The organism is Streptomyces sp. NRRL F-5123, assembly GCF_000721495.1.
Classification (GTDB): Bacteria; Actinomycetota; Actinomycetes; order Streptomycetales; family Streptomycetaceae; genus Actinacidiphila.
On sequence record NZ_JOHY01000006.1, the window covers coordinates 123739 to 149790 of the forward strand.

A 26052-nucleotide genomic window follows, 5' to 3' on the forward strand; every position below is an offset into this window, starting at 1 on the left:
ACCCAGTGCAGACAATATGGTAAACAGGCCGTTCGACATAGCATCTCTGCGGCACACCGCGTGTCAGCGGCCCGGGGGAAATCAGTGCGATGGGGAAGGCATGCTGGCGTTCTTGCTGGAGATCCGTGAGACCCGGATCTCGGGGGTGGTGTACCCATTCGCGGCTTTTATGGCCCTGATCTGGCTGCTGTGGCTGATCAAGGTCGTGCTCGCCCGCCGCTACAAGCCGTGGAAGCGACCATTCCAGGCCACGACCTCCGTCATCATCCCGGTGGTCGACGAGCCCGAGGACCTCTTCCGCGAGGTCGTCGGCCGCATCATCGAGCAGCAGCCGACCGAGATCATCGTAGTGATCAACGGCCGCCGCAACGAGGCGCTGGAGGGCATCTGCGACGACCTCGGCGTGCTCTGGTACTGGACCGAGATCCCCGGCAAGCGCAACGCGCTGAAGGTCGGGCTGGAAGCGTCCACCGGCGAGATCGCCGTGCTGGTCGACTCCGACACCATCTGGACCACCAACACCCTCAGTGAGCTCATCAAGCCGTTTCGCGATCCTCGGATCGGCGGCGTGACCACCCGCCAGCGCATCCTCCAGCCGAGCCGTACCGTGCTCACCCGCTGGGCCGACTGGCTGGAGAGCGTGCGCTGCCAGTACTCCATGCCGGCCATGAGCGTGCTCGGCACCGTAGGCTGCCTTCCCGGTCGCACCATCGCCTTCCGCAGCAAGATCCTCTTCGACTGCATGGACGACTTCCTCGGCGAGAAGTTCCTCGGGGTCTTCCTCGAGGTGAGCGACGACCGGACCCTGACCAACTACACCCTGAAGGCCGGGTACCGCACGGTCTACCAGTCGACGTCGCTGGTCTACACGGATGCTCCCCTGCAACTGAAGAAGCTCGCCAAGCAGCAGTACCGCTGGGCCCGCGGCTCGCAGTACAACACGCTCCGGATGATGCCGTGGATGCTGCGCAACGCCAAGATGCTGGCGCTGTTCTATTTCGCGGACGTCGCCGTGCCCTTCGTGCTCCTGGGTACCTTCGCCTCCTGGGCGGTGGCCGCCTTCCACAAGGGCCGCCCGGGCATCTACACCGATCTTCCGCTGCCCGCCGACCCCACCAAGTCCATGGTGCTGCTGGTGACTCTGGCCGCGGTGATGTCGCTGTTCTCGCTGATGGTCCGTTTCGGACGACACTTCGCGTACCGGCCGCAGGACCTGCTGTTCCTGCCGACGTTCATGGTCATCAACACCCTGCTGCTTCTTCCGGTACGGCTGCTCGGCTTCTTCCGGTGTGCGCACAACGCGAGTTGGGGAACGCGCGCGGACAGTTTCGCCGGTGAGAAGACGCGCAGCCCGCTCGTACTCGTGCCCTACCTGATCGGGGGGCTCATGCTGGGGGGCTCGGTGATGATGAGTGTCTGAGAGGACCAGCAGGCGGCGGCGCAAACCACTGCACTGGTGGAGCCGGGGCTCCGGCATCCGGCTCCGCATCTGGATGGCCGTCAACGCCGTGCTGCTCGCGTCGCTGTCCTACGGCGTCTACATGGCAGTGGTGTCCAACGCGCAGGGCACGGGGTACTCCGGTCTGGGCGACGACCCGAGGAATCCGGGCGTACTCGACCGGCTGAAGGGCAAGACGCAGTCGTCCGTTCCGAGCAAGGAGCAGTTCCTGCACCCCGACGGGATCTACTTCGGAGCGACCACCGTCAACGCGCCCTACGACGCCAAGGAACTCGACGGGCTGGCCACCGATGCCGGAGGCATCCGGCCGACCATCGCCTCGTACTTCCTGGCATGGGGCCAGAAGTTCAACCCGTACTCGATCACCGCGGCGTACTCGCACGGGACCCTGCCGTCGCTGACCTGGGAGCCGTGGCAGGGCGGTACCCAGAACCCGAAGCCCGACGTCATCCTCAAGTCCAACATCGACCAGCCCGATTACCGGCTCGCCAACATCATCGGCGGCCGCTACGACGCCTACATCACCCAGACGGCCAAGGCGATCGCCGCTGCCAAGTGGCCCCTGCTGCTGCGCTTCGCGCACGAGATGAACGGCGTCTGGTACCCGTGGTCGGAGGGGGTGAACGGCAACCACCCCGGCGAGTACGTCAAGGCGTGGCGGCACGTGCACGACCTGTTCGACGAGGCCGGGGCCACGAACGTGATCTGGACCTGGTCACCGAACATCATCCGCCCCGAGCCCGGTATCAAACTCAAGCCGCTCTATCCGGGTGACAGTTACGTCGACCTTGTCGGCATGACCGGCTACGGCGTGCACGAGAAGTCGCCGTCGATCACCTTCGGCGCGACGATGAAGCAGATCCAGGGAATCACCGGCAAGCCCATTATGATCATGGAAACCGGCGCGCAGATCGACGACCAGCAGCTGCAGTGGGTCAACAACTTCTTCCCCTGGCTGAAACGCCATCCCGAGGTCATCGGATTCATCTGGATGCAGAAGGACCGCGACACGGGCGCCCGGGCCAACTGGCGGTTCACCTCGAGTCCGGCGGAGAAACAGGCGTTCCAGGCCGGGCTGGCCACCCTGCACCTCACCACCGGGCGGACCGGCACCACGACGAGTGCCACCGCGAGCGCCTCCGCCTCGGGGAGTACACCGTGAGCGAGAGGGAACTTCTCGACGCGCCCGACACCATCCCGATCGAGATCATCCCGCAGCCGCGGAGTGAGCGGTCCGAACAGAGCGAGGGGCCAGGACCACGGTCCAGACGGCGGGAGGAGCGCGAGCGCCGGAGCGGCCTCAGCCGGGGGGCAACCATGCTGCCGCCCGCCCTGGTCACCCTCGCGCTGGGCGCCTACCAACTGGGAGGGCCACAGGTCCGGGAGGACGAGTCGGCCACCTGGTGGGCCTCGCATCTGTCGTGGAGCGATCTGGGGCGGCTGCTGGACAACACGGACGTCGTCCTCGCCCCCTACTACGTGCTGATGCACCTGTGGGTCTCCGTCGCCGGCGCCTCGCCGGCGATGCTGCGGCTCCCGTCGCTGCTGGCGATGTCCGCGACGGCAGCGGCGCTGGCACTGCTGGGCCGGCGGATGTTCGACGCACCGACGGGTCTGATCGGCGGGCTCGTCTTCGCCGTCCTCCCGGTCACCGTGCGCTACGCCCAGGACGCGCGCCCGTTCGCCATGGCTGCACTGGCCGTCGTGGTGGGCGCACTCCTGCTGTACCGGGCTCTCGACCACGAGGGCGCCGACCGGTGGGGCGCCTACGCCCTGGGCATGCTGTGCACCGGGCTGTTCCATCCGCTCGCCGCGACCGTCGTGGTCGCCTATCTGCTGATCGTTCTCGCCACGGAACGGCAGCGGGCCGGCGCCTGGTTCTCGGTGACCCTGGTGCCGGTCGTGCCCCTGTTCGCGGTGCTCATGCTGGCCCGGGGCCAGAACCACCAGCACCCCGACGGTGGCACCGGGGCCGACGCGCTGCTGCATCTGCCGCAGGACCTGCTGGGCTCCCCCCGCGTCGCACTGGCCGTCGGCATTCTGGCGGTGCTGGGCGTGGTGCTGGGCCGGAGGAACGGCGTCCCGCTCCTGGTGTGGGCGGTGCTGCCGCCGGTCGCCGTGTTCTGCCTGCGGTCGTACGGGAACCTCTTCACTCCTTCGTACTTCGTCTTCACCGTGCCCGCACTGGCACTGCTCGCGGGGGCGGGCGTGTGTGCTCTGGGCCGGGAACTGCCCGGCCGGGCCCAGGCAGCCGTGCCCCGGCAGATCGCGGCCGGACTGGTCGCCGCGTCCGCCGTAGCGGCCTTGTCGGTGATGGCCTTCCCGACGCTGCGCACCGATCCACGGCCGGGCGAGCCCGACTTCCGTGCGGCAGCGACGTACCTGGTGAGCCAGCAGAAGGCGGACGACGGCATCGTCTACAGCGGCGAACTGGACGTGGCGATGCGTGCCATGGCCTACCAGCTGCGCGACGTCCCGGACCAGCCGTCCGACGTGTACGTGATGGAGTCGCCGCAGGAGGACGGTACGTACACCGGACGGCCCTGCGCCGCACCGGTGGTGTGCACCAAGGGCGTCGACCGGATTTGGCTCGTGTCCACCGCGAGTGCCGCCGCGCCTTTCAGCGGCATGACCGAGGACGAGCGGACCTTCCTGCAGTCCGACTACAAGGCCGTGACCGCACGGGAGTTCGCCGGCGGACTGCGGGTCACACTCTTCAACCGGATACCGGAGAAGGCACCCGTGCAGCCGAAGGCCGCCGACAAGAAGAAGCAGGCCGACCATGACTGACGAGAGGGACGTCGAGAGGGACGACGAGAGGGACGTACGGGAACGTGCGGGCGGCGCGCGACGCATGAAGTTCGCTGCCCTCGCGGTCGTCGCCGCTCTTGCGGTGGGCGTGGGCGCCTTCACGTTGGGGGGCGGCAATGCCGCGAAGAGCCCCGGGAAGGACGACGCCGGCCGCAGTGTCGCGGTGCCCTCCTCGACCCCGACGGAAGCCGTCCCGGACAAGGCCCGATTCCTCGCGCCTGCCAACGGGGCCACGTACTTCGGGATCGCGGCGCCCGATGCCCCGTGGAAGTCGGCCGTTCTTGCCAAGGCCGGCAAGGACGCGGGGGGCACCGTCCCGAACATGGTCGAGTACTTCGTCAACTGGACCAAGGGCTTCGACCCCGGGGCCGTACGGTCCGCATACTCCCAGCACGCCTTGCCGGTGATCACCTGGGAGCCGTGGGCGGGCGCGGCCAAGGGAACCAAGCAGCCGTCGTACGCGCTGTCCACGATCATCGACGGTACTCACGACGCCTACATCACCTCGTTCGCCAAGGCCGTCAAGGCGAACGGGTGGCCCGTGGCCCTCCGCTTCGGCCACGAGATGAACGGTCACTGGTATCCCTGGGCCGAACGGAACGGCATCAACAAGCCGGGACAGTTCGCGGCTGCCTGGAAGCACGTGCACAAGATCTTCGACCAGGTCGGTGCGGACAACGTGATCTGGATCTGGGCCCCGAACGTACTGCGCGGCGCCGACCGGGTCAGTCTGAAGTCGCTGTACCCGGGCGACGCCTACGTCGACTGGATCGGCATGTCCGCGTACGACGTCTCCGAGCACACGGCGAGCCGGCTGCTGGACCCGACTCTGCACACCATCCGGGACTTCACCGCCCGCCCGCTGCTGATCACCGAGACCGGCTCGCAGCCGGGCAGCCAGAAAGCGCCCTGGATCGGCACCTTCTTCCCGTGGCTGAAGAAGCACCCTGACGTGATCGGCTTCGTCTGGTTCCAGTACACCCACGCCGACGGCGGTGGAGCGAACTGGACCTTCACCTCCAGCCCGGCCGCCGAGCAGGCGTTCCGCAAGGGCGCAGGCACCCTCAGGCTCGCCCCCGTACCTGCCCCCGCCGGATCCTGACACAGCTCCCCAGGAGCTTTTTCGGCGGCTCTTCGTCGCCACGCGGCTCAGCGTCCGCATGCACCCGGACCGGGAGGAGGCGTCGCCGGACGTCACGCTCCCGGCCGGGGAGATTTGGGAGATCACCCTCACGCCGGGAAGGACCGCCGACGCCGTGCCCCGCCATGTGCAGAGTCCCCGTGGCCACCGAAGTGGTCACGGGGACTGCTGTGGTGGTGGAACGTGCCCCAGGCAGGATTCGAACCTGCGACACCGGCTTTAGGAGAGCCGTGCTCTATCCCCTGAGCTACTGGGGCGGGGCGTCCGAAACCGAGCACGGAAGCCGATGATCGGACCGTGCCCAGGTCTCTCGGTCGTCAGGGTACCGGATCGGGGCCCGGCCCGAGCAGGCCGCCGTGCCCGGGGCGGGCACGGCGGGGCTCGTGCCGGCTGGTGCGCGGCGGCGGCCCGTTCGACCGCTCCGCCCGGGCGGTACGAACGGGGAGACGTCGAATTCGGATTTCCTGCGCACGGGCCGGAGGGCGGCCGCGGGTCCGTTCCGGCCGGTGCGCGGTAGCGCGGGACGCGGCCGGGGCCCCGGCCCTACCGTGGACGGGGACGCGGGCGGCAGGGGCCGTCCGGGTGACGTGAAGGGGGCGGCGTGGAGGCGGAGTTGGCGGGGCTCGCGGCGTCGGGCGCGACGACGGTGGTGGGGCTGATGGCCTCGGACGCCTGGGCGCAGGTCAGGGCGCGGCTGGCGCGGTTCCTCGCGCGGGGCGGGGCGGAGGGCGCGGAGGAGGCGGCGAGCGCCGACCTGGAGCGCTCCCGTGGCGAGCTGGTCGAGGCGCGGCAGGCCCGGGACGCGGGCACGGAGGACGACGTGCTGGCCGAGTGGCGGCTGCGGCTGCGGCGGACGCTCCAGGCGGATCCGGCTGCCGCGGAGGAGCTGCGGCGCATGCTGGCCGAGCTTGCCCCCGAGTCGCGGGCGGCGGGCGGCACCACGTACTACACGGCGAACACGACCCACGGCGGGGTGTACCACGAAGCCGTGATCCAGGCGGGCTCGATCACTTACCACGGCGTGCAGCCGCCCGGTCACGATACGCATTCCGGCGCCGCCGCGGCGGCCGACGCGGACCCGCCCGCGGGGTGCTGAGCAGGGCGGGAATAGTCGGGGAAGGTCATCCGTTCCTGTAGTTGAACAATCAACCAATGGGACGGTGGGCGAGATGCAGTTCGGGATCTTCACGGTCGGCGACGTCACCACGGACCCGACGAACGGTCGGACGCCGAGTGAGCACGACCGGATCAAGGCGATGGTGGCCATCGCGCAGAAGGCCGAAGAGGTCGGGCTCGACGTCTTCGCGACCGGCGAGCACCACAACCCGCCGTTCGTGCCGTCGTCGCCGACCACGATGCTCGGCTACATCGCCGCGCGGACCGATCGTCTGATCCTTTCCACGTCGACGACGCTCATCACCACGAACGACCCGGTCAAGATCGCCGAGGACTTCGCCATGCTCCAGCACCTCGCCGACGGCCGCGTCGACCTGATGCTGGGCCGCGGCAACACCGGCCCTGTCTACCCGTGGTTCGGCAAGGACATCCGCCAGGGCATACCGCTGGCCGTCGAGAACTACGCGCTGCTGCACAAGCTGTGGCGCGAGGACACCGTCGACTGGGCCGGCAAGTTCCGCACCCCGCTGCAGTCCTTCACCTCCACCCCGCGCCCGCTGGACGGCGTCCCGCCGTTCGTGTGGCACGGCTCCATCCGCAGCCCGGAGATCGCCGAGCAGGCCGCCTACTACGGCGACGGCTTCTTCGCCAACAACATCTTCTGGCCCAAGGAGCACTTCAAGCGCCTCATCGGCCTCTACCGAGAGCGCTGGGCGCACTACGGCCACGGAACCCCGGAGCAGGCGATCGTCGGACTGGGCGGTCAGGTGTTCATGCGGAAGAACTCCCAGGACGCGGTACGCGAGTTCCGCCCCTACTTCGACAACGCCCCGGTGTACGGGCACGGGCCGTCGCTGGAGGAGTTCACCGACCAGACGCCGCTGACCGTCGGGTCGCCTCAGGAGGTCATCGACAAGACGCTCACCTTCCGGGAATCGTTCGGCGATTATCAGCGGCAGCTGTTCCTGATGGACCACGCGGGTCTCCCGCTGAAGACCGTGCTGGAGCAGCTCGACATCCTCGGCGAGGAGGTCGTGCCCGTGCTGCGGCGTGAGTTCGCCGCGGGCCGCCCGGCCGGCGTGCCGGACGGGCCCACCCACCAGGCGCTCGTCGCCCGCGGCAACGGCGACATTATCGATAGCCGCGAGGACACCAGCCGCCATGACAGCCACGACAACGCGGAGGCGAACGCATGACCAGGCACCTCGTCGTGATCACCGCGGGCCTCGGCCGGCCGTCCTCCACCCGGCTGCTCGCCGACCGGCTGGCGGCCGCGACCCGGCAGCACGTCGCCGAGAACGCGGGCACCGGCCCGGGGCCCGAGCTGGACGTGCAGGTCGTCGAGCTGCGCGACCTGGCGAACGAGATCGCCCAGAACATGGTCACCGGCTTTCCCGGACCGCGGCTGCGCGCCGCCGTGGAGGCCGTGACGTCCGCCGACGGGCTGATCGCCGTGACACCGGTCTTCACCGGCTCCTACAGCGGCCTGTTCAAGTCTTTCTTCGATGTGATCGACAAGGACGCGCTCGCCGGCACCCCGGTGCTCATCGCGGCGACCGGCGGTACCGCGCGCCACTCCCTGGTCCTGGAACACGCCCTGCGGCCGCTGTTCTCGTACCTGCGGGCGGTCGTCATGCCCACCGCGGTGTACGCGGCGACGGAGGACTGGGGTGCGACGGGCACAGCGGGAGCGGCGGGCGCCGCGGGCGACGACCCCCTCGCCCTCCGCGTCGCCCGTGCCGCCGCCGAGCTCTCCCGGTACCTGGCGGGCGCCCCGTCCCCGCGCCCGCCGTCCCCCGACGAGACGTTCACCCCGTTCGCCCAGCAACTCGCGGCGCTGACCCCGAACGACTGACACCGGGCCCGCTAGGGTGAGCCCGCGCGTACGCGGCTACGCCGGACCCACCCTCGCGGCCCCGTCCCGACCCCCGTCGCCCCGACTCCCTTCGTCGAGGAATTCGACGACGGCCAGCACGCCCACCGCGACCAGCGCGATCCAGAAGACGACCAGGCCCGTCGGGTAGGACCACAGCAGCACCGCCAGCCCCGCCCCCACGACGACCGCCCACCGCAGCGCGTGCCGGTAGCGGTGCACCCACGGCCCCACCGGCCCGGTCCTCGACGGCCCCACCGCCTGCCGTACCGCGCCGATCCCGGTCTCCCACGCGCTCCTCACCCGCGTCGCCCACCGCCCCGCGCCGCTCAGCCACGCCCCGACGGCGACCAGCACCCCCAGGACGATCACCATACGCACGGTCATCCGCAGAAATCGGGTCATCTGGTCGTAGACCGCGCCGGCCGCCGCCTGGTTCGCGTCGGCAGGCAGATGATCCAGATAGACGATCCGGAAGACCGACAACCCGATCCCGAGCACCGCCACGCCCGCGGCCACCCCCAGCGCGGCCGCCACCAGGGCACGCCGCCGGTGCGCGGCGAGCAGCACCCCGGCGGCCGCCAGCACGACCGTGACCACCGGCAGCCAGTTCCCCGCGACCTGCAGCACCCGGAAACCCGTCTGCGCCCGCTGCACGTCCTTCGACCTCACCAGCGTGTAGTCGGTCCGTACCTCGGGAATCACCGACGCGACACTCAGCCCGCGGTCCAGCAGCCGCTGCTTCACCTGCGCCACCACCGGCTCCAGATTCAGCACCACCGCGTCCCCCTGCACCCGCACGGCCGTGTCGCCGCTTCCGGTCAGCGCACCGGTGAAGGCAGCGTGCGCCTGCCGGTTCAGCTGCTCCCAGATGCGGGCGAAGGCGTCGCTCGCGACGAAGCTCGCCACCGTCTGCCGGACGAAGTCCCGGATCCCGCTGGTGATGGGCCCCCGTAGACCGCCGAGCGCCTGCTCGAGCCGCGGGCGGTCGCTCGGGGCCGCGCGCGACAGCAGCGAATCGAAATCGATTCTCGCCATTGCCGCGTCCGTGACCCTGGCGGTCACCGCGGCCTGGACGTCCGGATGCCGGGCGAGCGGCGCGACGGTCGCCACGTAGCGGTCGGTGTCGGCCATCTCGTCGGCGATCCACACCGCCACGCCGGCGAGCGGAGCGAGCACTGCTGCCAGCGTGATCAGCAACGCGGACAGGGTCGTGCGCCACCACGGCCGCCCGGGCGCGCGCCTGCGGAGCTCCGCCAGCTCCGCGCGCTCGTCTGCGCCGAGCGGGCTGTCACCCGGTCCGACGACCCCGCCGGGTCCGTTCGCGCTCGTCGCCATGTGCGCACTCCCTCGCGGGTCCCGCGGGCGGCCCGCCACTTCCGGCCCGCCACTCCCGGCCCGTGCGATTCCTTCCCGCCAGCCAACGACTCCGCCGCCCCGCCCGCGCGCGCAACTGCTGCGTACGGGTGGCGGGGGCCGACCCCCGCGCCCGATCACCCCGCACGGATGACCCGCCGCCGTCGCCCACGGTCGCGCCTGGACCGATCGGGTCACGCCGAACGGGTGAGTGCGCGTTACCCGCCCCGTCGCGGCGGTTAGTCATCGTCGTGCAGCTGCCGCAACCCCACTTGCGTGGCCGTCATCACCACCAGGGACGGTCGTCCGATGGCGGTCGCGGTGGATTCCCGGGCCCACACGCCCGGGACCGCCGCCCACGCCCGCACGGGGCGGCACGCCCCGCATGGCGGGGTCGCTGAGCTGCGCCTAGCGTGGAAATTCCGGGGGGACGCGCGCAAGCGCAAAGGAGATCCACGCCATGGCACGAAGCTCCTCCGAGACGCCTGCGGCCCAGGACCGGGAGGGCGCCCCCGGATCGCCGCACGGGCAAGGCGTCCCCGACGGGCAGTCCGCCCGCCGCTGGTGGGTGCTCGTCGTCATCGGCATCGCTCAGCTGATGGTCATCCTGGACGCCACGATCGTGACCATCGCGCTGCCGTCCGCCCAGAAGGACCTCGGGTTCAGCGACGGCGACCGCCAGTGGGTCATCACCGCCTACGCCCTCGCCTTCGGCTCGCTGCTGCTGTTCGGCGGCCGGCTCGCCGACCTCATCGGGCGCAAGCGGATCTTCCTGATCGGCCTGGTCGGCTTCGCCGGCGCGTCGGCGATGGGCGGCGCGGCGGGAAGCTTCGAGATCCTCGTGGCGGCGCGCGCCCTCCAGGGCGCCTTCGCGGCCGTGCTCGCGCCCGCCGCACTGTCGCTGCTGACGACGACGTTCACCGACGCCAGGGAACGTGCCAAGGCCTTCGGCATCTACGGCGCCATCGCGGGCGCGGGAGCCGCCGTCGGGCTGCTCCTCGGCGGCCTGCTCACCGAGTACCTGGACTGGCGCTGGTGCCTGTACGTCAACCTGATCTTCGCCGTCATCGCCTTCGCCGGCGGCGCGCGCCTGCTCGCCCCCGGCACCCTGCCCGACCGCCCGTCCCTCGACATCCCGGGGACGCTCCTCGTCTCCAGCGGCCTGTTCTGCGTCGTGTACGGCTTCTCCGACGCCGAGCGGCACTCCTGGAGCGCCGTCAGCACCTGGGGCTTCCTGCTGGCCGGCGCGGTCCTCCTGGCGGCCTTCGTGTGGTGGCAGCGGCGTGCGAGGCATCCCCTGCTGCCGACGCGCGTCGTCGCCGACCGCGACCGCGGTGCGTCGTTCGTGGCGATGTTCCTGTCCGGCGCGGGAATGTTCGGCGTCTTCCTCTTCCTGACGTACTACATGCAGCGCACGCTGCTGTACTCGCCGGTGAAGACGGGCGTGGCCTTCCTGCCGATGGTTGCGGTGCTGGTGATCGCGTCCGTGACGACGACCAACGTGCTGGTGCCGAGGTTCGGCGCCAGGCCGATCGTGCCGACCGGCATGCTGCTGGCCGGTGGCGCCATGGCCTGGATGACGGCACTGGACGGCAGCAGCACCTATGCCGCCCATGTCATGCCGCCGCTGCTCCTGCTGGGCCTGGGCCTCGGGCTGATCTTCGCCACCGCGATGAACCTGGCGACCGCCGGTGTCCAGGCGCACGACGCGGGCGTCGCCTCGGCAATGGTCAACACCAGCCAGCAGGTCGGCGGCTCGGTCGGCACCTCGCTGCTGAACACCCTGGCCACGAGCGCGGCCACCAGCTACCTCTCCGGCCGCCGCCCGAGCCCGGCCGTGGTTGCCCAGGCGCAGCTGCACAGCTACACCGTCGCCTACTGGTGGTCCGCGGGCTTCTTCGCCTTCGGCTTCGTCATCACCTTCCTGCTGTTCCGACCGGGGCCGCCGCGTATTGCCGAGGCGACGGCCGAGGAGAGCCCGTCCCCGGCCGCGGCCTGACCCTGCGGCAGTATGCGCGGGGATCCACATCGCGGAAACCCACCCCGTAAAGCTGGCGCATACAGCTACCGTTTCGTCATGACAGCCAACGCGACAGCCAACGCGAAAGGCCCCGCGCCGGACGCGGTCGCCGTACTCGACGCGGTCAGCGTGCGCCGCTACACGACCGGCCAGGTCATCCTCGACGACATCAACTGGACCGTTTGCGCGGGCCAGCACTGGGCGTTGCTCGGCGCGAACGGCGCCGGCAAGACCACGATCCTGCGGCTGATCGGTGCGCTGATGCACCCGACCACCGGAACCGTCGACGTACTCGGCCACCGCCTGGGCCACGTCGACATGCGCGAACTGCGCGCCCGCATCGGCCTGGTCTCCTCGGCCCAGAAGGTGCCGCTCGACCTCACCGCGCACACGGTCGTGCTGACCGGCCACACCGGCACCGTGCAGCCGCTGTGGCGCAAGTACGACGACGAGGTGCGCGAGCGTGCGGGCGCGCTGCTGGCCGAGCTGGAGATCAAGGAACTCGCGGAGCGCGCCTACGGTGTCTGCTCGGGCGGCCAGCGCGCCCGCATCCTGGTGGCGCGGGCGCTGATGGCCGACCCGTCGCTGCTGCTGCTGGACGAGCCGTTCAACGCCCTCGACCTGCCGTCGCGCGAGGACCTGATCGACGCCCTGCACCGGCTCGCCGTCACCAGGCCGGTGCTGACCACGATCACCGTCACGCATCACCTGGAAGAGCTGTCACCGTCCATCGACAATGTCCTGCTGCTGAAGGAGGGCCGCGTGCTGACGTCGGGCCCCGCAGAGCAGGTGCTCACCGCCGAGGAGATGACGCGCTGCTTCGGGCGGCCGATCGAGGTCAGCCGTCACGAGGGCCGCTGGCTCGCCCGCTCGGGCCGCGTCACGCCGCACCCGTGACAGGAGCCGGCACGCAGCCGCGTCCGCGGCGTGGGCGGAGTCGTCAGCGAAGCCAGGGCACGTCCGCGCCGTCGCTGCTGTGCAACCCCTCGGCGATGACCCGCGAGATCTCCCCGAGCTGCCGGGTCTGCTCGGGTGTGAGCCGGTCGAAGACGGCGCCGCGTACGGCGGCGACATGGCCGGGCGCGGTGCGCACCAGCTCCGCGTAACCTGCGTCCGTCAGCACGCACACCTGGCCGCGCCGGTCGGTGGGGCAGTCCTCCCGGCGCACCCAGCCGTGCCCCTCCAGCCGGCTCACGGCGTGCGAGAGCCGCGACCGGGTGATCTTGGCTCGCTCGGCCAGCTCGGTCATCCGCATGCTGCGGCCGGGAGTCTCCGACAAGGTGCTGAGCAGGGCGTAGTACATGTGCGGGATGCCCGCGTCGCGCTGCAGCTGACGGTCGAGGTGGTCGTCCAGCAGCGTCGTGGCCTGCAGGAAAGCCCGCCAGGTCGCCTGCTGTTCTTCTGTCAGCCATGTCATGGGCCCATGGTAGTGCGCTTCTTGAAGGTTCAATGAAAAGTGCGGTCGCAGGACGGCTGCACCCGCCCCGGGGGCTCGCATCGATCATTGATGAGCGCTTGTGGTGCAGGTCACGCGGCATGCGTGAAATATCCGGGGACAGGATCCCCGTTTGACCTGCTGGCCACCGAACGGAAGTGGCCCCTCCGCCGCCGGGCGCCCCGGCGGTCGGTACGACCAGCGCAGTCCCGCGAGACCGGAAGGAGCACGCCGTGCCGCTCGACATGGACGCCGCTCCCGGGCCCCGCCCTGTGCGGCTGCGCGCGGACGCCACCCGCAACCGCGAGCGCATCGTCGCCGCGGCTCGCGAAGCGATAGTCGAACTCGGCCCGGATGTCCCCCTCGACGAGGTGGCCCGCCGGGCGGGTGTGGGCAACGCCACGCTGTACCGGCACTTCGCCGACCGCGCCGACCTGGTCCGTCAGGTCACGCTGTCAGTGGTGGCCCGTACAGTGAAACGCGCCGAGGACGCGCTGGCCGAAGAGCCGGACGCGTTCGCCGCGCTGTGTCGTTTCGTCCTGGAGGCGACGCAGGAGCGGATCGGCGCGCTGTGCCCTCTGCTCACCGATGTTTTCGACCGCCAGGACCCCGCGGTCGTCAGCCAGGTCGAACGGATGGAACGGTCGATCGGCGCAATCCTGGAACGCGCCCAGAGCGCGGGCCTGCTGCGCGCCGACATCGCCGTCGGTGACGTGATGGTCGCCGTGACGCAGCTCACCCGGCCGCTGCCGGGCGTCTGCTGCGTGGGCTTCGACCGCTTCGTCCACCGTCACCTGCAGCTGTTCCTCGACGGCCTGCGTGCCCCGGCGCGCTCGGTCCTGGCGGGGAACGCCGCGACCCTGGAGGAATTGAAAGCTGGCATGTCGTAAATCATTCGCAATACCCATCAACCGGGCTATAGCGTGGCCGGGTTCGCTGTGCCGTCGGCCCGTGCAGCCCGAGCCGCCGTCCGCTCATCTCCCGCGCGCAGCGCCGCACCCGGCATCAGCAGACCGGCAGGGATCCCTGACCCCGATCCCCGCACGGCCCCGACCCGGCGCCACCGCTGACACACGTCCCCACGTTCTGTCACTCCGCACCAAGTAATGAGACCAAGCCATGCCTGAAACACCCCAGCCGGATCCGAGGCGCTGGACAGCGCTCATATTCATCGCCATAGCCCAGCTGATGGTCGTCCTGGACTCGACCGTCGTGAACATCGCGCTTCCGTCCGCGCAGCAGGACCTCGGCATCTCCGACGGCAACAAGCAGTGGGTCATCACCGCATACACCTTGGCCTTCGGCGGCCTGCTGCTCTTCGGCGGCCGGGTGTCCGACCTGTGGGGACGCAAGAACACCTTCATCGTCGGCCTGCTCGGCTTCGCCGTCGCCTCGGCAATAGGCGGAGCCGCGGTCAACACGGCGATGCTGCTGGGCGCGCGCACCCTCCAGGGCGTCTTCGGCGCGCTCTTGGCCCCTGCCGCGCTCTCGCTGCTCGCGGTCACCTTCACCGACGCCAAGGAACGCGCGAAGGCCTTCGGTATCTACGGCGCCATCGCGGGCGCCGGAGCCGCGGTCGGCCTGATCCTCGGCGGCGTGCTGACACAGTTCCTCAACTGGCGCTGGGCGCTGTTCGTGAACATCCTCTTCGCCATCGCCGCCGTCATCGGCGCGGTCCTCGTCATCCGCGAGCCCGCGCAGGGCCGCAACCGCAACCGCGTGGACATCCCCGGCGTGATCCTCGCCAGCGCCGGCCTCGTCGCCCTCGTGTACGGCTTCAGCCGCGCCGAGAGCGACGGCTGGACGTCCGGGATGACACTGGGCCTCTTCGCGGGCTCAGTGGTCCTCCTGGGGGCCTTCGCACTCGTCGAGAGCCGCGTCTCGGCCCCGCTGCTGCCGCTGCGCGTGGTGACCGAGCGAAATCGCGGCGGTGTGTACCTGTCGCTGGGCCTCGCCGTCATCGGCATGTTCGGCCTGTTCCTCTTCCTGACCTACTACCTGCAGCAGGTCATGGGCTACTCCGCCCTCAAGTCGGGCTTCGCGTTCCTGCCCATGGTCGGCGGCATGGTGGTCGGCTCCACGCAGATCGGCACCCGGCTCATGCTGCGCGTCCGCCCCCGGCTGCTGATGGCGCCCGGCTTCCTGGTCGCCGCCCTCGGCATGCTCGTCCTGGCACAGATCAAGATCGACTCCTCCTATGCGGCGGTGCTGCTTCCGGGCCTGGTCCTCATGGGCCTCGGTATGGGCACCGCGTTCATGCCCGCGATGAGCCTGGCCACGCACGGGGTCCGTCCGGAGGACGCCGGTGTGGCGTCCGCCATGGTCAACACCTCGCAGCAGGTCGGCGGCTCCATCGGCACCGCGCTGCTGAACACGCTGGCCACCAGCGCCACGGCGACCTGGGTCTCCTCGCACATCACGTCGAAGGCGGATCTGAAGAACAAGCTGTTCATCGACCAGTCCGCGGTGCACGGCTACTCCGTCGCCATCTACTGGGCGACGGGCATTCTCGCGCTCTCCGCGCTGCTGGCCTTCGTGCTGATCGACGCCGGTGTCCAAGGTGGCCACGAGCAGATCGACGGCGAGAAGTCCCCGGAGGACATCGCCATCCCGGTCATCGCCCACTGACCCGGTGCCGGGCGGCACCGACCGCCCGGCGACCGTACACACGGCAGGCCCCCGCTGTTCCGTTCACCCGGAACAGCGGGGGCCTGCCGTGTGTCACATCGACAATCGACGGACGAAAGTACGACCGCGCGCCGGTATCACGTTCGCACGGAGCGGCGGCACCACCGCACCGTCCTACAAACCCTCCGACCACTCGTACTCCGACGGCACCTGCACCTTCTCGGCGGGCGTGCCGTAGACGACGGCGATCTCGTCGTGGGCGCCCAGCTTCACCGAAGCAGGGTCGCCCGTCTGCTCGGTGCCGTTGACGTACACGTGCAGTTCCTTGCCGTCGCCGGCCTTGAACGTGCCGAGGGTGTCCGTGCCGAAGGGCACGTTCCACTCGGTCATGAACTGCCCGAGGGTGAAGTTCGCCTGCACCGGCGACTCGATGTGCACGACGCCCGACGTGTCGTGCGTGTGCAGCGGGCTGATCTGCTGCTTGACGAGATCGATGCCGATGTCGGCCGGCACGGTCACCGCCTTGCCGTCGACGAACACGTCCAGGTGGCTGTGGATGTGCAGCACCTGCCCCTCGGCGCCCAGCATCGGCAGTCCAGCCGCCTTCACGCGGGCCGTGGCGTCGGCCGGTGCGGGCCAGTTCACGGACGAGGCCGGCGCCTTGCCGTCGGTGCCGGCCGAACTGCTCGCGCCGCTGGTGCCGGCCGCGGCCGTGCTGCTCGCGGCGCTGGACGGCGCCTTCCCGTCGCCCTTGTCGTCGGAGCCGCAGGCGGCCAGGGTGACTGCGCCGGCCAGAACGGCCACGCCGATCGCGATGCGTCGTTTCTGCATGGGAAAGGTCCTTCTGGTCAGCCGAACTGGACGGAGCGTTTTGCCAGCCCCATCCAGAATCCGTCGATGATGCTGCGCTGGTTGCCGAGTTCGGACTCGGCGGCGCCGAGCGTAACGAACAGCGGCGCGAAGTGCTCGGTGCGCGGGTGCGCCAGGCGCCCGGCGGGTGACGTGCGCTCGAAGTCCAGCAGCGCGTCGACGTCCTGCGCATCCAGTGCCCGGTGGCCCCAGTCGTCGAACTCCGCCGACCATGCGGGCGGCTGCGACCCCGCATGGCGCAGGGCGGCGAGATTGTGGGTGAAGAAACCGCTGCCGACGATGAGCACACCCTCGTCCCGCAGCGGCGCGAGACGCCGGCCGATCTCCAGCAAGCCCACCGGGTCCAGCGTCGGCATGGACACCTGCAGGACGGGGACGTCCGCGTCCGGGAACATCTCCACCAGCGGCACATAGGCGCCGTGATCCAGGCCGCGGTCGGGCACGTCCTGCACGGGACTGCCGACCCGGCGCAGCAGCTTGCGCACGTCCTCGGCCAGCTCGGGCGCGCCGGGTGCGGGGTACGTGACCTGGTAGTAGTGCTCGGGGAAGCCCCAGAAGTCGTAGACGAGCGGCACGGTCGTCGTCGCGCCGATCGCCAGCGGGGCGTCCTCCCAGTGCGCGGAGACGACGAGCACGGCCCTGGGACGCGGCAGGTCCGCCGCCCAGCCGGCCAGCTGGCCGGGCCACAGGGGGTCGTCCGCGAGTGGCGGGGCACCGTGCGAAAGGTAGAGCGCGGGCATGCGCTCGGGGGCTGCTGCGGTCATGGCGCACCCTCCTTGAATGTTCAAGCGTATGGGACGACGGTAACGCTGTCTGCTTGAAGATTCAATTACCTCGCCACATCGCCGCGCCGCTCCTCCGCCCTCCCGGTGTCCGGGCCTGCCGGATCCGGTCGCGGCCCGGCGGTCAGTGCAGCCGCTTCTCCAGCCAGGCCACGTCGTGGTAAGCGTCGAACTTCCGCCCGACCTCATGGAAAACCCCGACCTGGCGGAAGCCGAAGCGCTCGTGGATGCGTATCGACGCCTCGTTCGGCAGCGCCACGCCCGCGTACGCACGGTGCACGTCCTCGCCCGCGAGTGCCTCGAACAGTGCCGCGTAGAGCAGCGAGCCGATGCCGCGCCCGCCCGCGCCGGGTGCGAGGTAGATGCTCGTCTCCACCGACGTGGCGTAGGCCGCCTTCGGACGGTACGGGCTGCTCGTCGCGTAACCGACGACCTGCCCGCCTTCCGTGGACCGGGCAACCAGGAGGCGGTGTGGGCCGTCTTCCGGGTGGGAGAGCAACCAGGGACGGCGGTCGTCGGGGGTGATGGGGTCGATGTCGAAAGTGACCGGCGTCTCGCGGACGTAGTGGTTGTAAATGTCCGTGAGTGCCGCGAGGTCGCCTTCTGTACCCGCGCTGACCTGGACATCCGTACGTTGCAGCATGGGACGGCCTCTCACTGTGGCGGAACAGGGTACTGCATGATCATAAAAAACAGGTGACGACATGGGAATTGTGTCCGGATTCCAGTCGTTATCCCGATCGGATGGGGCAAGCGCACAGCAAGGCCGGAGAACAGCGGCAGCCACACACCCGGGCTGAGCCGCCGGTTCCACGGCGTCGGCTGTGACCGCATGTCCGGTCCGACCGAGACCGACCGCACCTTCGTAAAGGGAGCACGCATGGCAACCCGTGCCGTCGCCCGTCGTCACGCAGGCGGGACCAGCAGCGTTCGCGCCGCGGGCGGGGAAGTGGCCGACCGCGACCTCGTCGGCATGTACCTGGACGAGATCGCGCGCACGCCGCTCCTCGACGCCGCGCGCGAGGTCGAGCTGTCCCGCGACATCGAAGCAGGAGTCTACGCCGAACGCATCCTGGCCTCCGACCCGGATCTTCCGGCAGGCGCCGGCGGCGAGGTCACGCGCGAGGAACTGGAGGCCCTGGTGGCCGCCGGGGAGCGCGCCAAGGACATCTTCATCCGTTCCAACCTCCGGCTCGTCGTCGCGGTGGCCCGCCGCTACCCGCGCAGCGGCCTGCCCCTGCTCGACCTGATCCAGGAGGGCAACGCGGGCCTCGTACGCGCCGTCGAGAAGTTCGACTACGCCAAGGGCTTCAAGTTCTCCACGTATGCGACCTGGTGGATCCGGCAGGCCATCACACGGTCCATCGCCGACCAGTCGCGCACCATCCGGCTGCCCGTTCACCTCGTGGAGGAACTCGGACGGATCCGCCGGGTGCAGCGCGAGTTCAACCGTGAGCACGGCCGCGATGCCGAGCCCGCCGAGATCGCCGCCGAGCTGTCCTCCACTCCGGAGCGCGTCGCCGACGTCCTGGACTGGGCCCGCGACCCGGTGTCGTTGAACATGTCCGTGGACGCCGAGGGCGAGACAGAGTTCGGCGACCTGGTCGAGGACGGCGCCGCACCCTCTCCGGAGGACTCCGTCCTGGTCATGCTGCGCCGCGAGGAACTGGACGGCCTGATCGACCGCCTCGACGACCGCACCGCGTCCATCATCCGCGCGCGCTACGGCATCGTGGACGGCCGCGAGCGCACGCTCACCGAGGTTGGCAAGGAGCACGGCCTCACCCGCGAGCGCATCCGGCAGATCGAGAAGCACGCCCTGGCCGATCTCAAGAGGATGGCCCGCGCCACCGGGCTGGACTACGAAGCAGCCTGACAACCCCGCCGGTCCGCCCGCTCTGCGGACCGACCCACAGACCCGGACCCCGGTGCCACCCCCCCCGCGCCGGGGTTCGGCCCTGCCGTGCCGGCGCCCGAGCCGACCGCAAGCTCCCACCACGTGGGTGCCGCTGTGCCCGCCGACGGAGCAGGGGTGAGAACCTTCGTGGCATGAGCGATCACAGCGGTGACAGCCCACGGCCGGACCACCCGGGGCCGCATCCCGGCGAGCCTCACCACGAAGGGTTGAGTACCCGGCTGAACTGGCTGCGGGCCGCTGTCCTCGGCGCGAACGACGGCATCGTCTCCACTGCCGGCTTGGTGGTCGGCGTCGCCGGCGCGACCGACTCCCGGTCGGCGCTCCTGACGGCCGGCCTCGCCGGCCTGATGGCGGGCTCGCTGTCCATGGCGGCAGGCGAGTACGTGTCCGTGAGCACCCAGCGCGACTCCGAGCAGGCCGCTCTCGCCCTCGAACGGGAAGAACTCGCTGCCACTCCACAAGCCGAGTTGGAGGAGCTCACCGGGCTGCTGGAGGACCGAGGTATCTCCCGCGACCTCGCCCGGGAAGTCGCCGAACAGCTCACCGCCCGCGACGCCCTCGGCGCCCACGCCCGCGTCGAACTCGGCATCGACCCCGACGAACTCGCCAATCCCTGGCACGCCGCCTGGGCCAGCTTCATCTCCTTCACCGTCGGCTCGCTGCTGCCCCTGCTGGCCATCGTCCTGCCGCCGCAGGAGTGGCGGCTGGCGGTCACGGTGGTCTCGGTGCTCCTCGCCCTGGTCTGCTGCGGCTGGATCAGCGCGTGGCTCGGCAGCGCTCCGGCACGACCGGCGGTGGTCCGCAACGCGGCCGGCGGCGCCATCGCCATGGCGGTGACCTACGCCGTGGGCGCCCTGCTCGGCGCGGCAGGGGTGTGACGGCAGGGCGAGAGCCCGGGCATCGGAAGCCCACCCGGAACCCGCGCGCACCCGCAGGTCAGACACCCCCCGCCGGGCGTACCCGACCCAGAGATCCGCCGGTCAGAAAATGCTCGATGCGTTCCACGTACGGAGCGATGTCGATGCCCTGCGAGGCGAGCCAGGCGTCCGCGTAGTACTTCTCCAGGTAGCGTTCGCCGGGGTCGCACAGCAACCCGACCACGCTGCCGTGCTCGTTACGCGCCCGCATCTCCGCGATGATGCGGAAAGCGGCCCACAATCCCGTCCCGGTCGATGCACCGGCCCGGCGGCCGAGCAGTCTCTCAAGGACGCGTACGCTCGCGATCGACGCCGCGTCCGGGACCCGCATCATCCGGTCGACGGCCCCGGGGACGAAACTGGGTTCCACCCGCTGCCGCCCGATCCCCTCGATGCGCGAGCCGGTGTCGGTGGTCGCCGCCGGATTGTGGTCGCGCCACCCGGGGAAGAACGCCGAGTTCTCCGGATCCGCCACGCAGACTCCGGTGGTCGCCCGGACATAGCGGACATAGCGCGCCAGTGTGGCGGACGTCCCGCCCGTCCCCGCCGTGGCCACGATCCAGGTCGGCACCGGATGGCGTTCCGACGCCAGCTGCCGGAAGATCGACTCGGCGATGTTGTTGTTGCCCCGCCAGTCCGTCGCCCGCTCCGCGTAGGTGAACTGGTCCATGTAGTGGCCGCCGGTCTCCCGGGCCAGGCGGGTCGCCGCGCCGTACACCTCGCCCGGATCGTCCACCAGGTGGCATCGCCCCCCGTGGAACTCGATCAGGTCGATCTTTGCCCGCACCGTCCCGCGGGCCATCACGGCCACAAAGGGGACACCGATCAGCCGGGCGAAGTAGGCCTCCGAGACCGCTGTCGAACCGCTGGACGCCTCGATCACCGGTCGCTCCGGGCGGATCCAGCCGTTGCACAGCGCGTACAGGAACAGCGAACGGGCCAGCCGGTGCTTCAGCGAACCGGTCGGGTGCGTCGACTCGTCCTTGAGGTAGAGATCGATCCCCCAGGCGGCCGGTAGCGGCACTGACAGCAAATGGGTATCTGCGGACCGGTTGGCGTCCGCCTGGACTTTCCCCACGGCCTCGCTCAACCAGCGGCGGTACGCGAGGTCGCTTCGGTCGACATCCACCTCCTCCGCCGGAGTGGTGGCGGCGCGGTCTGCCGGCGGTCTCGGTTCTGGTGCGTGCATGGGCCCAGGTATATCCGTCCGGCGGCATCAAACCGGCACTTGGGGTATCTCCCCCCACCCGCTTGGGTGGCGGCGCAGGCCGACCGAGGTCCCCGGCGCCGTACCCTGGAAACATGAGTGCAGCGGCAGATCCCGACCCCACCTCCGCGTCCGACGGTGCGGGCCTTCCCGCCGTCGAGGTGCCGGTGACGGGGAGCGGCGAGGCTTCCTCCCGTCCGGCGGTCGCGCCTTCCGGGCTGATCTTCGACGACCCGTTCGACCGGCCCTCGCCCGACGACGCCGACCGGGGCTGGGGTGAGCTGCCGACGGGCTCTGCCGACGACGATTTCGCTCGCTTCCTCAGCCAGAAGCCCCCGCACCACCTCTGAATCAGCCCGGCGCCCGGGGTCAGCCCGCGCCGCCGGAGCGGGGCGCCACCAGCGCGTCCCGGATATCCCTCAGCAGCGCGATCTCGTCCGCCTCCACGTTCGCCTCGTTCTTCGCCGCCACCGGCTCGGTCCTCTGCGGCGGCTCCTGCTTCGTGGCCCGCCGTGCCAGGTACCGGGCCATCGGAAGGACCATCAGGAAGTACACGACCGCCGCTGTGATCAGGAACGTGAGCGTCGCGCTCAGCGCGGAACCCCACAGGATGTGGATCCCGCTGACCGTCTCGCCCTTGCTGTCCTCCACGCACGGGCCTTTGAGACATGACGAGTACCCAGCGAGGTCCTTCGTACCGAAGGCACCGACCAGCGGATTGATGATCCCGTTGACGGCCGGGTTCACGATGCTGCTGAACGCCGCTCCCACGACGACCGCGACCGCGAGGTCGATCACGTTCCCCCGCGTGATGAACTCCTTGAAACCTGCCAGCAGGCTCGGCTGTTCCGCCTGGCTCATAGATGTGCCCCTTCCCGGACGCCGGTCTGGCGGAATGAAAGATTCCGACATGGAAGGCAATCCGGGGGCGCGCTGTCCAATCGCCCTTCACGAAAGGGTGATTCAGCACAGTGTCACCGCCAGCGGGTTCGACAGAGCTGCTCCCGACAGGGCAGCGGCGACGCCGCGCGGCACGGACAGTACGACAAGCGCGCCACCCGTCCCATCCGTGTTCGCGGTGGTGGGCGGCACTTCACCCTCGGTGGTGTCCGGGGGCGTGGTGTTCTCCAGTGGCCCGCCGGCCTGGTCCGGAATCGCGACTACGGTGACGCCCGAGGCCACCACCCGCGCCGCGGCGAGGACGTCCACCCGGTCGCCCGGCTGCAGCAGGCGCACCGCCTCGGCGTCCGCGATCCGCACCGGCGCCCTCACGAGCCGGTCCGCCGTGACAGCGCCAGCGGGTCCCGTGGCCGGACCGGGCGCGGGGTGTCGTGCGACCGACCGCCGGTCGTGGGGCGGTGGGGGGTCGTAGGCGGCCGACACGGCGAGCACGGTTGCCGCCACCACCATCCCGGCTGCGAGCGGACGGCGCCTGAACCGTGGAACGGGAAGCAGGCGCCGTACACCGCCGCGTCCCGCCCGGATCGGTGGAAAGTCCGGCACGGCCCGGCCCGGCGGGGTGTAGGGGGCGGGGACGCCCGCACCTCCGGACGCCGCCGCGTCGGACGTCATGCCGACGGGCAGGGAGGGACTGGGGAACGGGGCAGATGGAGCGGCAAGCGGGGCTGACAGGGACGTACGCACTGGGATCACCACCGGACGTGAAGGGGCCGACGACCGGACATTCGGTCGATGCCTTCACGATCGCGTACGTGGGCACGTCCGCAATCGGAGCCTGTGGATAACTTTCAGCCCTGTGGAAAACCCAGCCCCCCGCCGGACTGTGTCCCTCCGGCCTGTGAACCGGAGGGATGCAGTCCCTGCCTACGGCAGCGGCATCCCGGGCTCCTGACCGCCGAGCGCGTCGACGCACAGGCACGTGCGCCCCGAGTTTGCGGGCAGTGCGGCGATGACGTCGAAGAGGACGTCCCGCATCCGCCCGACGTTGGCCGCGAACACTTCGAGGACCTCCTCGTGCGAGACGCCGTCACCGGTGTCGGCCCCCGCGTCCAGGTCGGTCACGAGATTGAGGGACGTGTAGCACAAGCCGAGCTCCCGGGCGAGCACTGCCTCGGGGTGTCCGGTCATGCCGACGACCGACCATCCCTGAGCGGCGTGCCAGAGCGATTCCGCGCGGGTGGAAAAACGCGGTCCTTCCACCACCACGAGCGTCCCGCCGTCCACGGCCTCCCAGCCGCTCGACCGGGCGGTCTCGACCGCGGCCGTCCGTCCGACCGGGCAGTAGGGGTCCGCGAAGGTCACATGGACGACGTTGGGCACCAGGCCGTCTGCCCGTGCCTCCCCGTCGAAGTAGGACTGCGCGCGCGACTTCGTGCGGTCGACGAGCTGGTCGGGTACGAGGAGCGTCCCGGGACCGTACTCGGCTTGCAACCCGCCCACGGCGCAGGGACCGAGGACCTGGCGCACGCCGGTCGCCCGCAGCGCCCACAGATTGGCTCGATAATTGATCTTGTGTGGTGGAAGGTGGTGCGACCGGCCGTGTCGCGGCAGGAATGCCACGCGCCGCCCCGCCACGTCACCGACGAACAGCGAGTCGCTGGCCGCCCCGTAGGGAGTATCGACGGTGACCTCGGTCACATCGTCGAGGAAGGAGTAGAAGCCGGATCCGCCGATCACGCCGATCTCGGCCTGCATGTCTGTCGCACCGCCGTTCTGCACCATGTCCGTCACCCTAAGCGGGGTGCGGGGATGCGACGAACCCCCGCCGTGTCGACGGCGGAGGTCCGAGGGCGTATGGGCGGGTCGCCCGCCTTGCGCGGTCAGGCGGCGGAAGTGCTGCTCGACGAGGAGGAAGATCCGGAGGACGCCGTGGACGACGACGAGCCGGACGACGAACTGCCGGTCGTCTTGCTGTCCGAGCCGCTGCTCTTCGCGGCCGGGGCGCTGCTGGACGAAGAGCCGCGGCTGTCGGTCCGGTAGAAGCCGGATCCCTTGAAGACCACACCCACCGCAGAGAACACCTTGCGCAGCCGACCGCCGCAGTTGGGGCACTCGGTCAGTGCGTCGTCGCTGAACTTCTGCACCGCCTCGAGGCCCTCGCCGCACTCGGTGCACTGGTACTGATACGTCGGCACTAGCTCCTCCTGGCACTCTCACTCATTGAGTGCTAACGACGCTCAATAGTGCAGCATTTCCGTGCCTCAGTCCACCGTGACCGCCGGACGGTGACCGATCACACCTGCGGCCGGCACGGGCGACAGCTGCGGCACCAGATGCTCGCGCAACATTGTGATCATCGCGAAAGCGACAGCAGTGCCGGTCAGCGGCACGCAGAAGGCCGCGTTGGCACCGACGCCGTCGGCGAGCAGCCCTGCCGCGGTGACCGCTGCGGCCTGGCCGAGCGCGACCGCTCCCGTCAGCCATGTGAACGCCTCCGTCCGTGCGGCCCCGGGCACCAGTGCCTCGACCAGCGTGTAGCCGGTGATGAGGGCGGGCGCGATGCACAACCCCACCACGAGGACCAGCCCGCTCACCAGAGGCAGGCTCTGCGCGGCCCACAGCGGGACGCACGCGAGGGTCAGGGCGCCGTATGCCGTCAGCAGCCGCCTGCGGGGGCTGCGACGCCAGGACAGGGCGCCGTAGGCCACGCCCGCCAGCATGTTGCCTGCGGCGAAGGTGCCGTAGACCAGCCCGTTGAGCCCGGGGTGGCCTGCTTCCTGGGAAATGGCGGTGACCGACACCTGCATGCCGCCGAACACGGCGCCTATGCCGACGAAGGCGGCCACAAGAGCCCGCACGCCCGGTATCGACAGCGCCGACGCCCGGTGACGGCCGCCCCCGGCCGTCCTGCTGTGCGGGGCCGGAGCCGTCCTGCGCTGCGCCGCGAACAACCATCCACCCGCAAGAGTGAGCAACGCCTCGGCAATGAGTCCCGCGGCAGGGTGGATCCCCGTGCACATCGCTGTGGCCAGGATCGGCCCGACGACGAATGTGCACTCATCGGTCACCGATTCGAACGCGGCCGCTGTCTGCAGGAGCGGAGAAGCACCACCGGCCGGATCGCTGAGCGCCACCGCCCATCGTGACCGAACCATGGGGCCGATCTGCGGCACCGTCGCCCCCGCCGGCACCGCCGCTGTGAGCAGCGCCCACGTCGGGGCGTGTGCCAGAGCCAGGGGTACCAGCGTGCACACCGATACCGCGTGCAAGGCGACACCGGGTACGAGAACGGCACTCTGACCGTGGCGGTCGGCGAGCCGGCCGGCCCTTGGCGCGCAGAGTGCCATGGCGACTCCCGTCACCGCCGCAGCCGCACCTGCCTTGCCGTAGGAGCCGGTCGTGTGTTCCACGAGCAGCACAAGGCTGATCGTGAGCATCGCGAAAGGCTGCCTCGCCGCGAAACCGGGTAGCACGAAGGCGCGCGCTCCGGGAGTACTGAGCAGTTGCCGGTACCCCGGCTTGCGGGCAGTCTTCTGCGTCGGCGACGGGGTCGTGCGCACGGTGGATGCCACTGGGTGGTCTTTTCTGCTGTCTGGTAGCGCGTGCACGGTTCGGACCG

At 70.3% G+C, this 26052-nt stretch carries 25 protein-coding genes and 1 tRNA gene; 14 read left to right on the forward strand and 12 right to left on the reverse strand.

Translation table 11 applies throughout. From position 1 onward, the window contains the following. Positions 1 to 100: 100 nt before the first annotated feature. From IH54_RS0107880 to IH54_RS0107895, 4 genes are read left to right on the forward strand one after another with little or no spacing between them, the layout of a single operon-like run. Positions 101 to 1420, forward strand: coding sequence for a glycosyltransferase family 2 protein (locus tag IH54_RS0107880; RefSeq protein ID WP_031514235.1), 1320 nt, complete (start codon positions 101 to 103; stop codon positions 1418 to 1420). Next, positions 1413 to 2621, forward strand: a complete 1209-nt coding sequence (locus IH54_RS41440; protein ID WP_031514237.1) for a glycoside hydrolase family 26 protein — start codon at positions 1413 to 1415, stop codon at positions 2619 to 2621. The genes IH54_RS0107880 and IH54_RS41440 overlap by 8 nt, the downstream gene beginning before the upstream one ends. Then, positions 2618 to 4249, forward strand: coding sequence for a glycosyltransferase family 39 protein (locus IH54_RS0107890; protein ID WP_159011711.1), 1632 nt, complete (start codon positions 2618 to 2620; stop codon positions 4247 to 4249). The genes IH54_RS41440 and IH54_RS0107890 overlap by 4 nt, the downstream gene beginning before the upstream one ends. After that, positions 4242 to 5372, forward strand: a complete 1131-nt coding sequence (locus IH54_RS0107895) for a glycoside hydrolase family 26 protein (RefSeq protein WP_078862023.1) — start codon at positions 4242 to 4244, stop codon at positions 5370 to 5372. Before IH54_RS0107890 ends, IH54_RS0107895 begins: the two co-directional genes overlap by 8 nt. 223 nt (positions 5373 to 5595) lie before the next feature. Here the strand turns inward: IH54_RS0107895 and IH54_RS0107900 are convergent. Further along, positions 5596 to 5668 (reverse strand) — tRNA-Arg (locus tag IH54_RS0107900). A gap of 344 nt (positions 5669 to 6012) precedes the next feature. Between IH54_RS0107900 and IH54_RS0107905 the strand changes: the two genes are divergently transcribed. From IH54_RS0107905 to IH54_RS0107915, 3 genes are all read left to right on the forward strand, one after another. Next, positions 6013 to 6507 (forward strand): hypothetical protein, encoded by a 495-nt coding sequence (locus IH54_RS0107905; protein WP_063762252.1) that lies wholly within the window; start codon positions 6013 to 6015, stop codon positions 6505 to 6507. 73 nt (positions 6508 to 6580) lie between these two features. After that, the gene (locus IH54_RS0107910) at positions 6581 to 7723 is read left to right on the forward strand and encodes an LLM class flavin-dependent oxidoreductase (protein WP_031514245.1); all 1143 of its coding nucleotides are present in this window, start codon (positions 6581 to 6583) and stop codon (positions 7721 to 7723) included. Then, positions 7720 to 8382, forward strand: a complete 663-nt coding sequence (locus IH54_RS0107915) for an FMN reductase (protein ID WP_031514247.1) — start codon at positions 7720 to 7722, stop codon at positions 8380 to 8382. The genes IH54_RS0107910 and IH54_RS0107915 overlap by 4 nt, the downstream gene beginning before the upstream one ends. A gap of 36 nt (positions 8383 to 8418) precedes the next feature. On the opposite strand, the gene IH54_RS0107920 is transcribed toward IH54_RS0107915, so the two are convergent. Then, entirely contained in the window at positions 8419 to 9738 is a 1320-nt protein-coding gene (locus IH54_RS0107920; protein WP_052397191.1) for a hypothetical protein, read from the reverse strand. A 478-nt stretch (positions 9739 to 10216) separates the two neighbouring features. On the opposite strand from IH54_RS0107920, the gene IH54_RS0107930 reads away from it, so the two are divergent. Then, positions 10217 to 11755 carry an MFS transporter gene (locus IH54_RS0107930; protein ID WP_031514251.1) on the forward strand — a complete coding sequence of 513 codons (1539 nt, stop codon included), beginning with the start codon at positions 10217 to 10219 and terminating at the stop codon, positions 11753 to 11755. Positions 11756 to 11833: 78 nt separating this feature from the next. Next, on the forward strand, positions 11834 to 12673 hold the full coding sequence (locus IH54_RS0107935) for an ABC transporter ATP-binding protein (protein ID WP_031514253.1): 840 nt from the start codon (positions 11834 to 11836) through the stop codon (positions 12671 to 12673). Positions 12674 to 12716: 43 nt separating this feature from the next. Here the strand turns inward: IH54_RS0107935 and IH54_RS0107940 are convergent, their stop codons facing one another. Further along, positions 12717 to 13193: a MarR family winged helix-turn-helix transcriptional regulator gene (locus IH54_RS0107940; protein WP_031514256.1), complete on the reverse strand. Its 477-nt coding sequence runs from the start codon at positions 13191 to 13193 to the stop codon at positions 12717 to 12719. 263 nt (positions 13194 to 13456) lie between these two features. Between IH54_RS0107940 and IH54_RS0107945 the strand changes: the two genes are divergently transcribed. Both IH54_RS0107945 and IH54_RS0107950 read left to right on the forward strand, forming a co-directional pair. Then, the gene (locus tag IH54_RS0107945; RefSeq protein WP_031514258.1) at positions 13457 to 14101 is read left to right on the forward strand and encodes a TetR/AcrR family transcriptional regulator; all 645 of its coding nucleotides are present in this window, start codon (positions 13457 to 13459) and stop codon (positions 14099 to 14101) included. A gap of 229 nt (positions 14102 to 14330) precedes the next feature. Beyond that, complete coding sequence (locus IH54_RS0107950) at positions 14331 to 15839, forward strand: MFS transporter (protein WP_031514260.1); 1509 nt, start codon at positions 14331 to 14333, stop codon at positions 15837 to 15839. A gap of 174 nt (positions 15840 to 16013) precedes the next feature. Here IH54_RS0107950 and IH54_RS0107955 read toward each other — a convergent pair whose 3' ends face one another. The 3 genes from IH54_RS0107955 to IH54_RS0107965 form a co-directional block, all read right to left on the reverse strand. Beyond that, a complete protein-coding gene (locus tag IH54_RS0107955) occupies positions 16014 to 16670 on the reverse strand; it encodes a hypothetical protein (RefSeq protein ID WP_031514262.1) in 657 nt (218 codons plus the stop codon). Between the two features lie 17 nt (positions 16671 to 16687). Further along, positions 16688 to 17473 (reverse strand): dioxygenase, encoded by a 786-nt coding sequence (locus IH54_RS0107960; protein WP_031514264.1) that lies wholly within the window; start codon positions 17471 to 17473, stop codon positions 16688 to 16690. A 142-nt stretch (positions 17474 to 17615) separates the two neighbouring features. Beyond that, positions 17616 to 18134, reverse strand: coding sequence for a GNAT family N-acetyltransferase (locus tag IH54_RS0107965; RefSeq protein ID WP_031514266.1), 519 nt, complete (start codon positions 18132 to 18134; stop codon positions 17616 to 17618). 237 nt (positions 18135 to 18371) lie between these two features. Here IH54_RS0107965 and IH54_RS0107970 point away from each other — a divergent pair, with 237 nt between their 5' ends. Further along, positions 18372 to 19367 carry a sigma-70 family RNA polymerase sigma factor gene (locus tag IH54_RS0107970; RefSeq protein ID WP_031514268.1) on the forward strand — a complete coding sequence of 332 codons (996 nt, stop codon included), beginning with the start codon at positions 18372 to 18374 and terminating at the stop codon, positions 19365 to 19367. A gap of 173 nt (positions 19368 to 19540) precedes the next feature. Further along, a complete protein-coding gene (locus tag IH54_RS0107975; RefSeq protein WP_031514269.1) occupies positions 19541 to 20287 on the forward strand; it encodes a VIT1/CCC1 transporter family protein in 747 nt (248 codons plus the stop codon). Positions 20288 to 20345: 58 nt separating this feature from the next. Here the strand turns inward: IH54_RS0107975 and IH54_RS0107980 are convergent, their stop codons facing one another. Next, positions 20346 to 21515, reverse strand: coding sequence for a PLP-dependent cysteine synthase family protein (locus IH54_RS0107980; protein WP_031514271.1), 1170 nt, complete (start codon positions 21513 to 21515; stop codon positions 20346 to 20348). Positions 21516 to 21628: 113 nt separating this feature from the next. Between IH54_RS0107980 and IH54_RS0107985 the strand changes: the two genes are divergently transcribed. Beyond that, on the forward strand, positions 21629 to 21883 hold the full coding sequence (locus tag IH54_RS0107985) for a hypothetical protein (protein ID WP_234343403.1): 255 nt from the start codon (positions 21629 to 21631) through the stop codon (positions 21881 to 21883). Between the two features lie 19 nt (positions 21884 to 21902). Here the strand turns inward: IH54_RS0107985 and IH54_RS0107990 are convergent, their stop codons facing one another. From IH54_RS0107990 to IH54_RS0108010, 5 genes are all read right to left on the reverse strand, one after another. Then, entirely contained in the window at positions 21903 to 22394 is a 492-nt protein-coding gene (locus IH54_RS0107990; protein WP_031514274.1) for an MscL family protein, read from the reverse strand. A 102-nt stretch (positions 22395 to 22496) separates the two neighbouring features. Beyond that, positions 22497 to 22793 carry a hypothetical protein gene (locus tag IH54_RS46630; protein WP_234343404.1) on the reverse strand — a complete coding sequence of 99 codons (297 nt, stop codon included), beginning with the start codon at positions 22791 to 22793 and terminating at the stop codon, positions 22497 to 22499. 564 nt (positions 22794 to 23357) lie between these two features. Next, on the reverse strand, positions 23358 to 24215 hold the full coding sequence (locus IH54_RS0108000) for an S-methyl-5'-thioadenosine phosphorylase (RefSeq protein WP_031514278.1): 858 nt from the start codon (positions 24213 to 24215) through the stop codon (positions 23358 to 23360). A 98-nt stretch (positions 24216 to 24313) separates the two neighbouring features. Continuing rightward, positions 24314 to 24628: an FmdB family zinc ribbon protein gene (locus tag IH54_RS42925; protein WP_031514281.1), complete on the reverse strand. Its 315-nt coding sequence runs from the start codon at positions 24626 to 24628 to the stop codon at positions 24314 to 24316. Positions 24629 to 24694: 66 nt separating this feature from the next. Further along, complete coding sequence (locus IH54_RS0108010) at positions 24695 to 25870, reverse strand: MFS transporter (RefSeq protein WP_078862034.1); 1176 nt, start codon at positions 25868 to 25870, stop codon at positions 24695 to 24697. Between the last annotated feature and the right edge of the window lie 182 nt (positions 25871 to 26052).

Bases quoted from the DNA above. Each gene is read 5' to 3' on its own strand.
- IH54_RS0107935 (WP_031514253.1), top strand. From the start codon at position 11,834: ATGACAGCCAACGCGACAGCCAACGCGAAAGGCCCCGCGCCGGACGCG.
- IH54_RS0107960 (WP_031514264.1), bottom strand. From the start codon at position 17,473: ATGACCGCAGCAGCCCCCGAGCGCATGCCCGCGCTCTACCTTTCGCAC.
- IH54_RS0107950 (WP_031514260.1), top strand. From the start codon at position 14,331: ATGCCTGAAACACCCCAGCCGGATCCGAGGCGCTGGACAGCGCTCATA.
- IH54_RS0107980 (WP_031514271.1), bottom strand. From the start codon at position 21,515: ATGCACGCACCAGAACCGAGACCGCCGGCAGACCGCGCCGCCACCACT.
- IH54_RS0107955 (WP_031514262.1), bottom strand. From the start codon at position 16,670: ATGCAGAAACGACGCATCGCGATCGGCGTGGCCGTTCTGGCCGGCGCA.
- IH54_RS0107915 (WP_031514247.1), top strand. From the start codon at position 7,720: ATGACCAGGCACCTCGTCGTGATCACCGCGGGCCTCGGCCGGCCGTCC.
- IH54_RS0107880 (WP_031514235.1), top strand. From the start codon at position 101: ATGCTGGCGTTCTTGCTGGAGATCCGTGAGACCCGGATCTCGGGGGTG.
- IH54_RS0107940 (WP_031514256.1), bottom strand. From the start codon at position 13,193: ATGACATGGCTGACAGAAGAACAGCAGGCGACCTGGCGGGCTTTCCTG.
- IH54_RS0107920 (WP_052397191.1), bottom strand. From the start codon at position 9,738: ATGGCGACGAGCGCGAACGGACCCGGCGGGGTCGTCGGACCGGGTGAC.
- IH54_RS0107895 (WP_078862023.1), top strand. From the start codon at position 4,242: ATGACTGACGAGAGGGACGTCGAGAGGGACGACGAGAGGGACGTACGG.
- IH54_RS0107930 (WP_031514251.1), top strand. From the start codon at position 10,217: ATGGCACGAAGCTCCTCCGAGACGCCTGCGGCCCAGGACCGGGAGGGC.
- IH54_RS0108000 (WP_031514278.1), bottom strand. From the start codon at position 24,215: ATGGTGCAGAACGGCGGTGCGACAGACATGCAGGCCGAGATCGGCGTG.
- IH54_RS0107985 (WP_234343403.1), top strand. From the start codon at position 21,629: ATGAGTGCAGCGGCAGATCCCGACCCCACCTCCGCGTCCGACGGTGCG.
- IH54_RS0107970 (WP_031514268.1), top strand. From the start codon at position 18,372: ATGGCAACCCGTGCCGTCGCCCGTCGTCACGCAGGCGGGACCAGCAGC.
- IH54_RS0107910 (WP_031514245.1), top strand. From the start codon at position 6,581: ATGCAGTTCGGGATCTTCACGGTCGGCGACGTCACCACGGACCCGACG.
- IH54_RS0108010 (WP_078862034.1), bottom strand. From the start codon at position 25,870: ATGCTCACGATCAGCCTTGTGCTGCTCGTGGAACACACGACCGGCTCC.
- IH54_RS0107965 (WP_031514266.1), bottom strand. From the start codon at position 18,134: ATGCTGCAACGTACGGATGTCCAGGTCAGCGCGGGTACAGAAGGCGAC.
- IH54_RS0107975 (WP_031514269.1), top strand. From the start codon at position 19,541: ATGAGCGATCACAGCGGTGACAGCCCACGGCCGGACCACCCGGGGCCG.
- IH54_RS0107990 (WP_031514274.1), bottom strand. From the start codon at position 22,394: ATGAGCCAGGCGGAACAGCCGAGCCTGCTGGCAGGTTTCAAGGAGTTC.
- IH54_RS0107945 (WP_031514258.1), top strand. From the start codon at position 13,457: ATGGACGCCGCTCCCGGGCCCCGCCCTGTGCGGCTGCGCGCGGACGCC.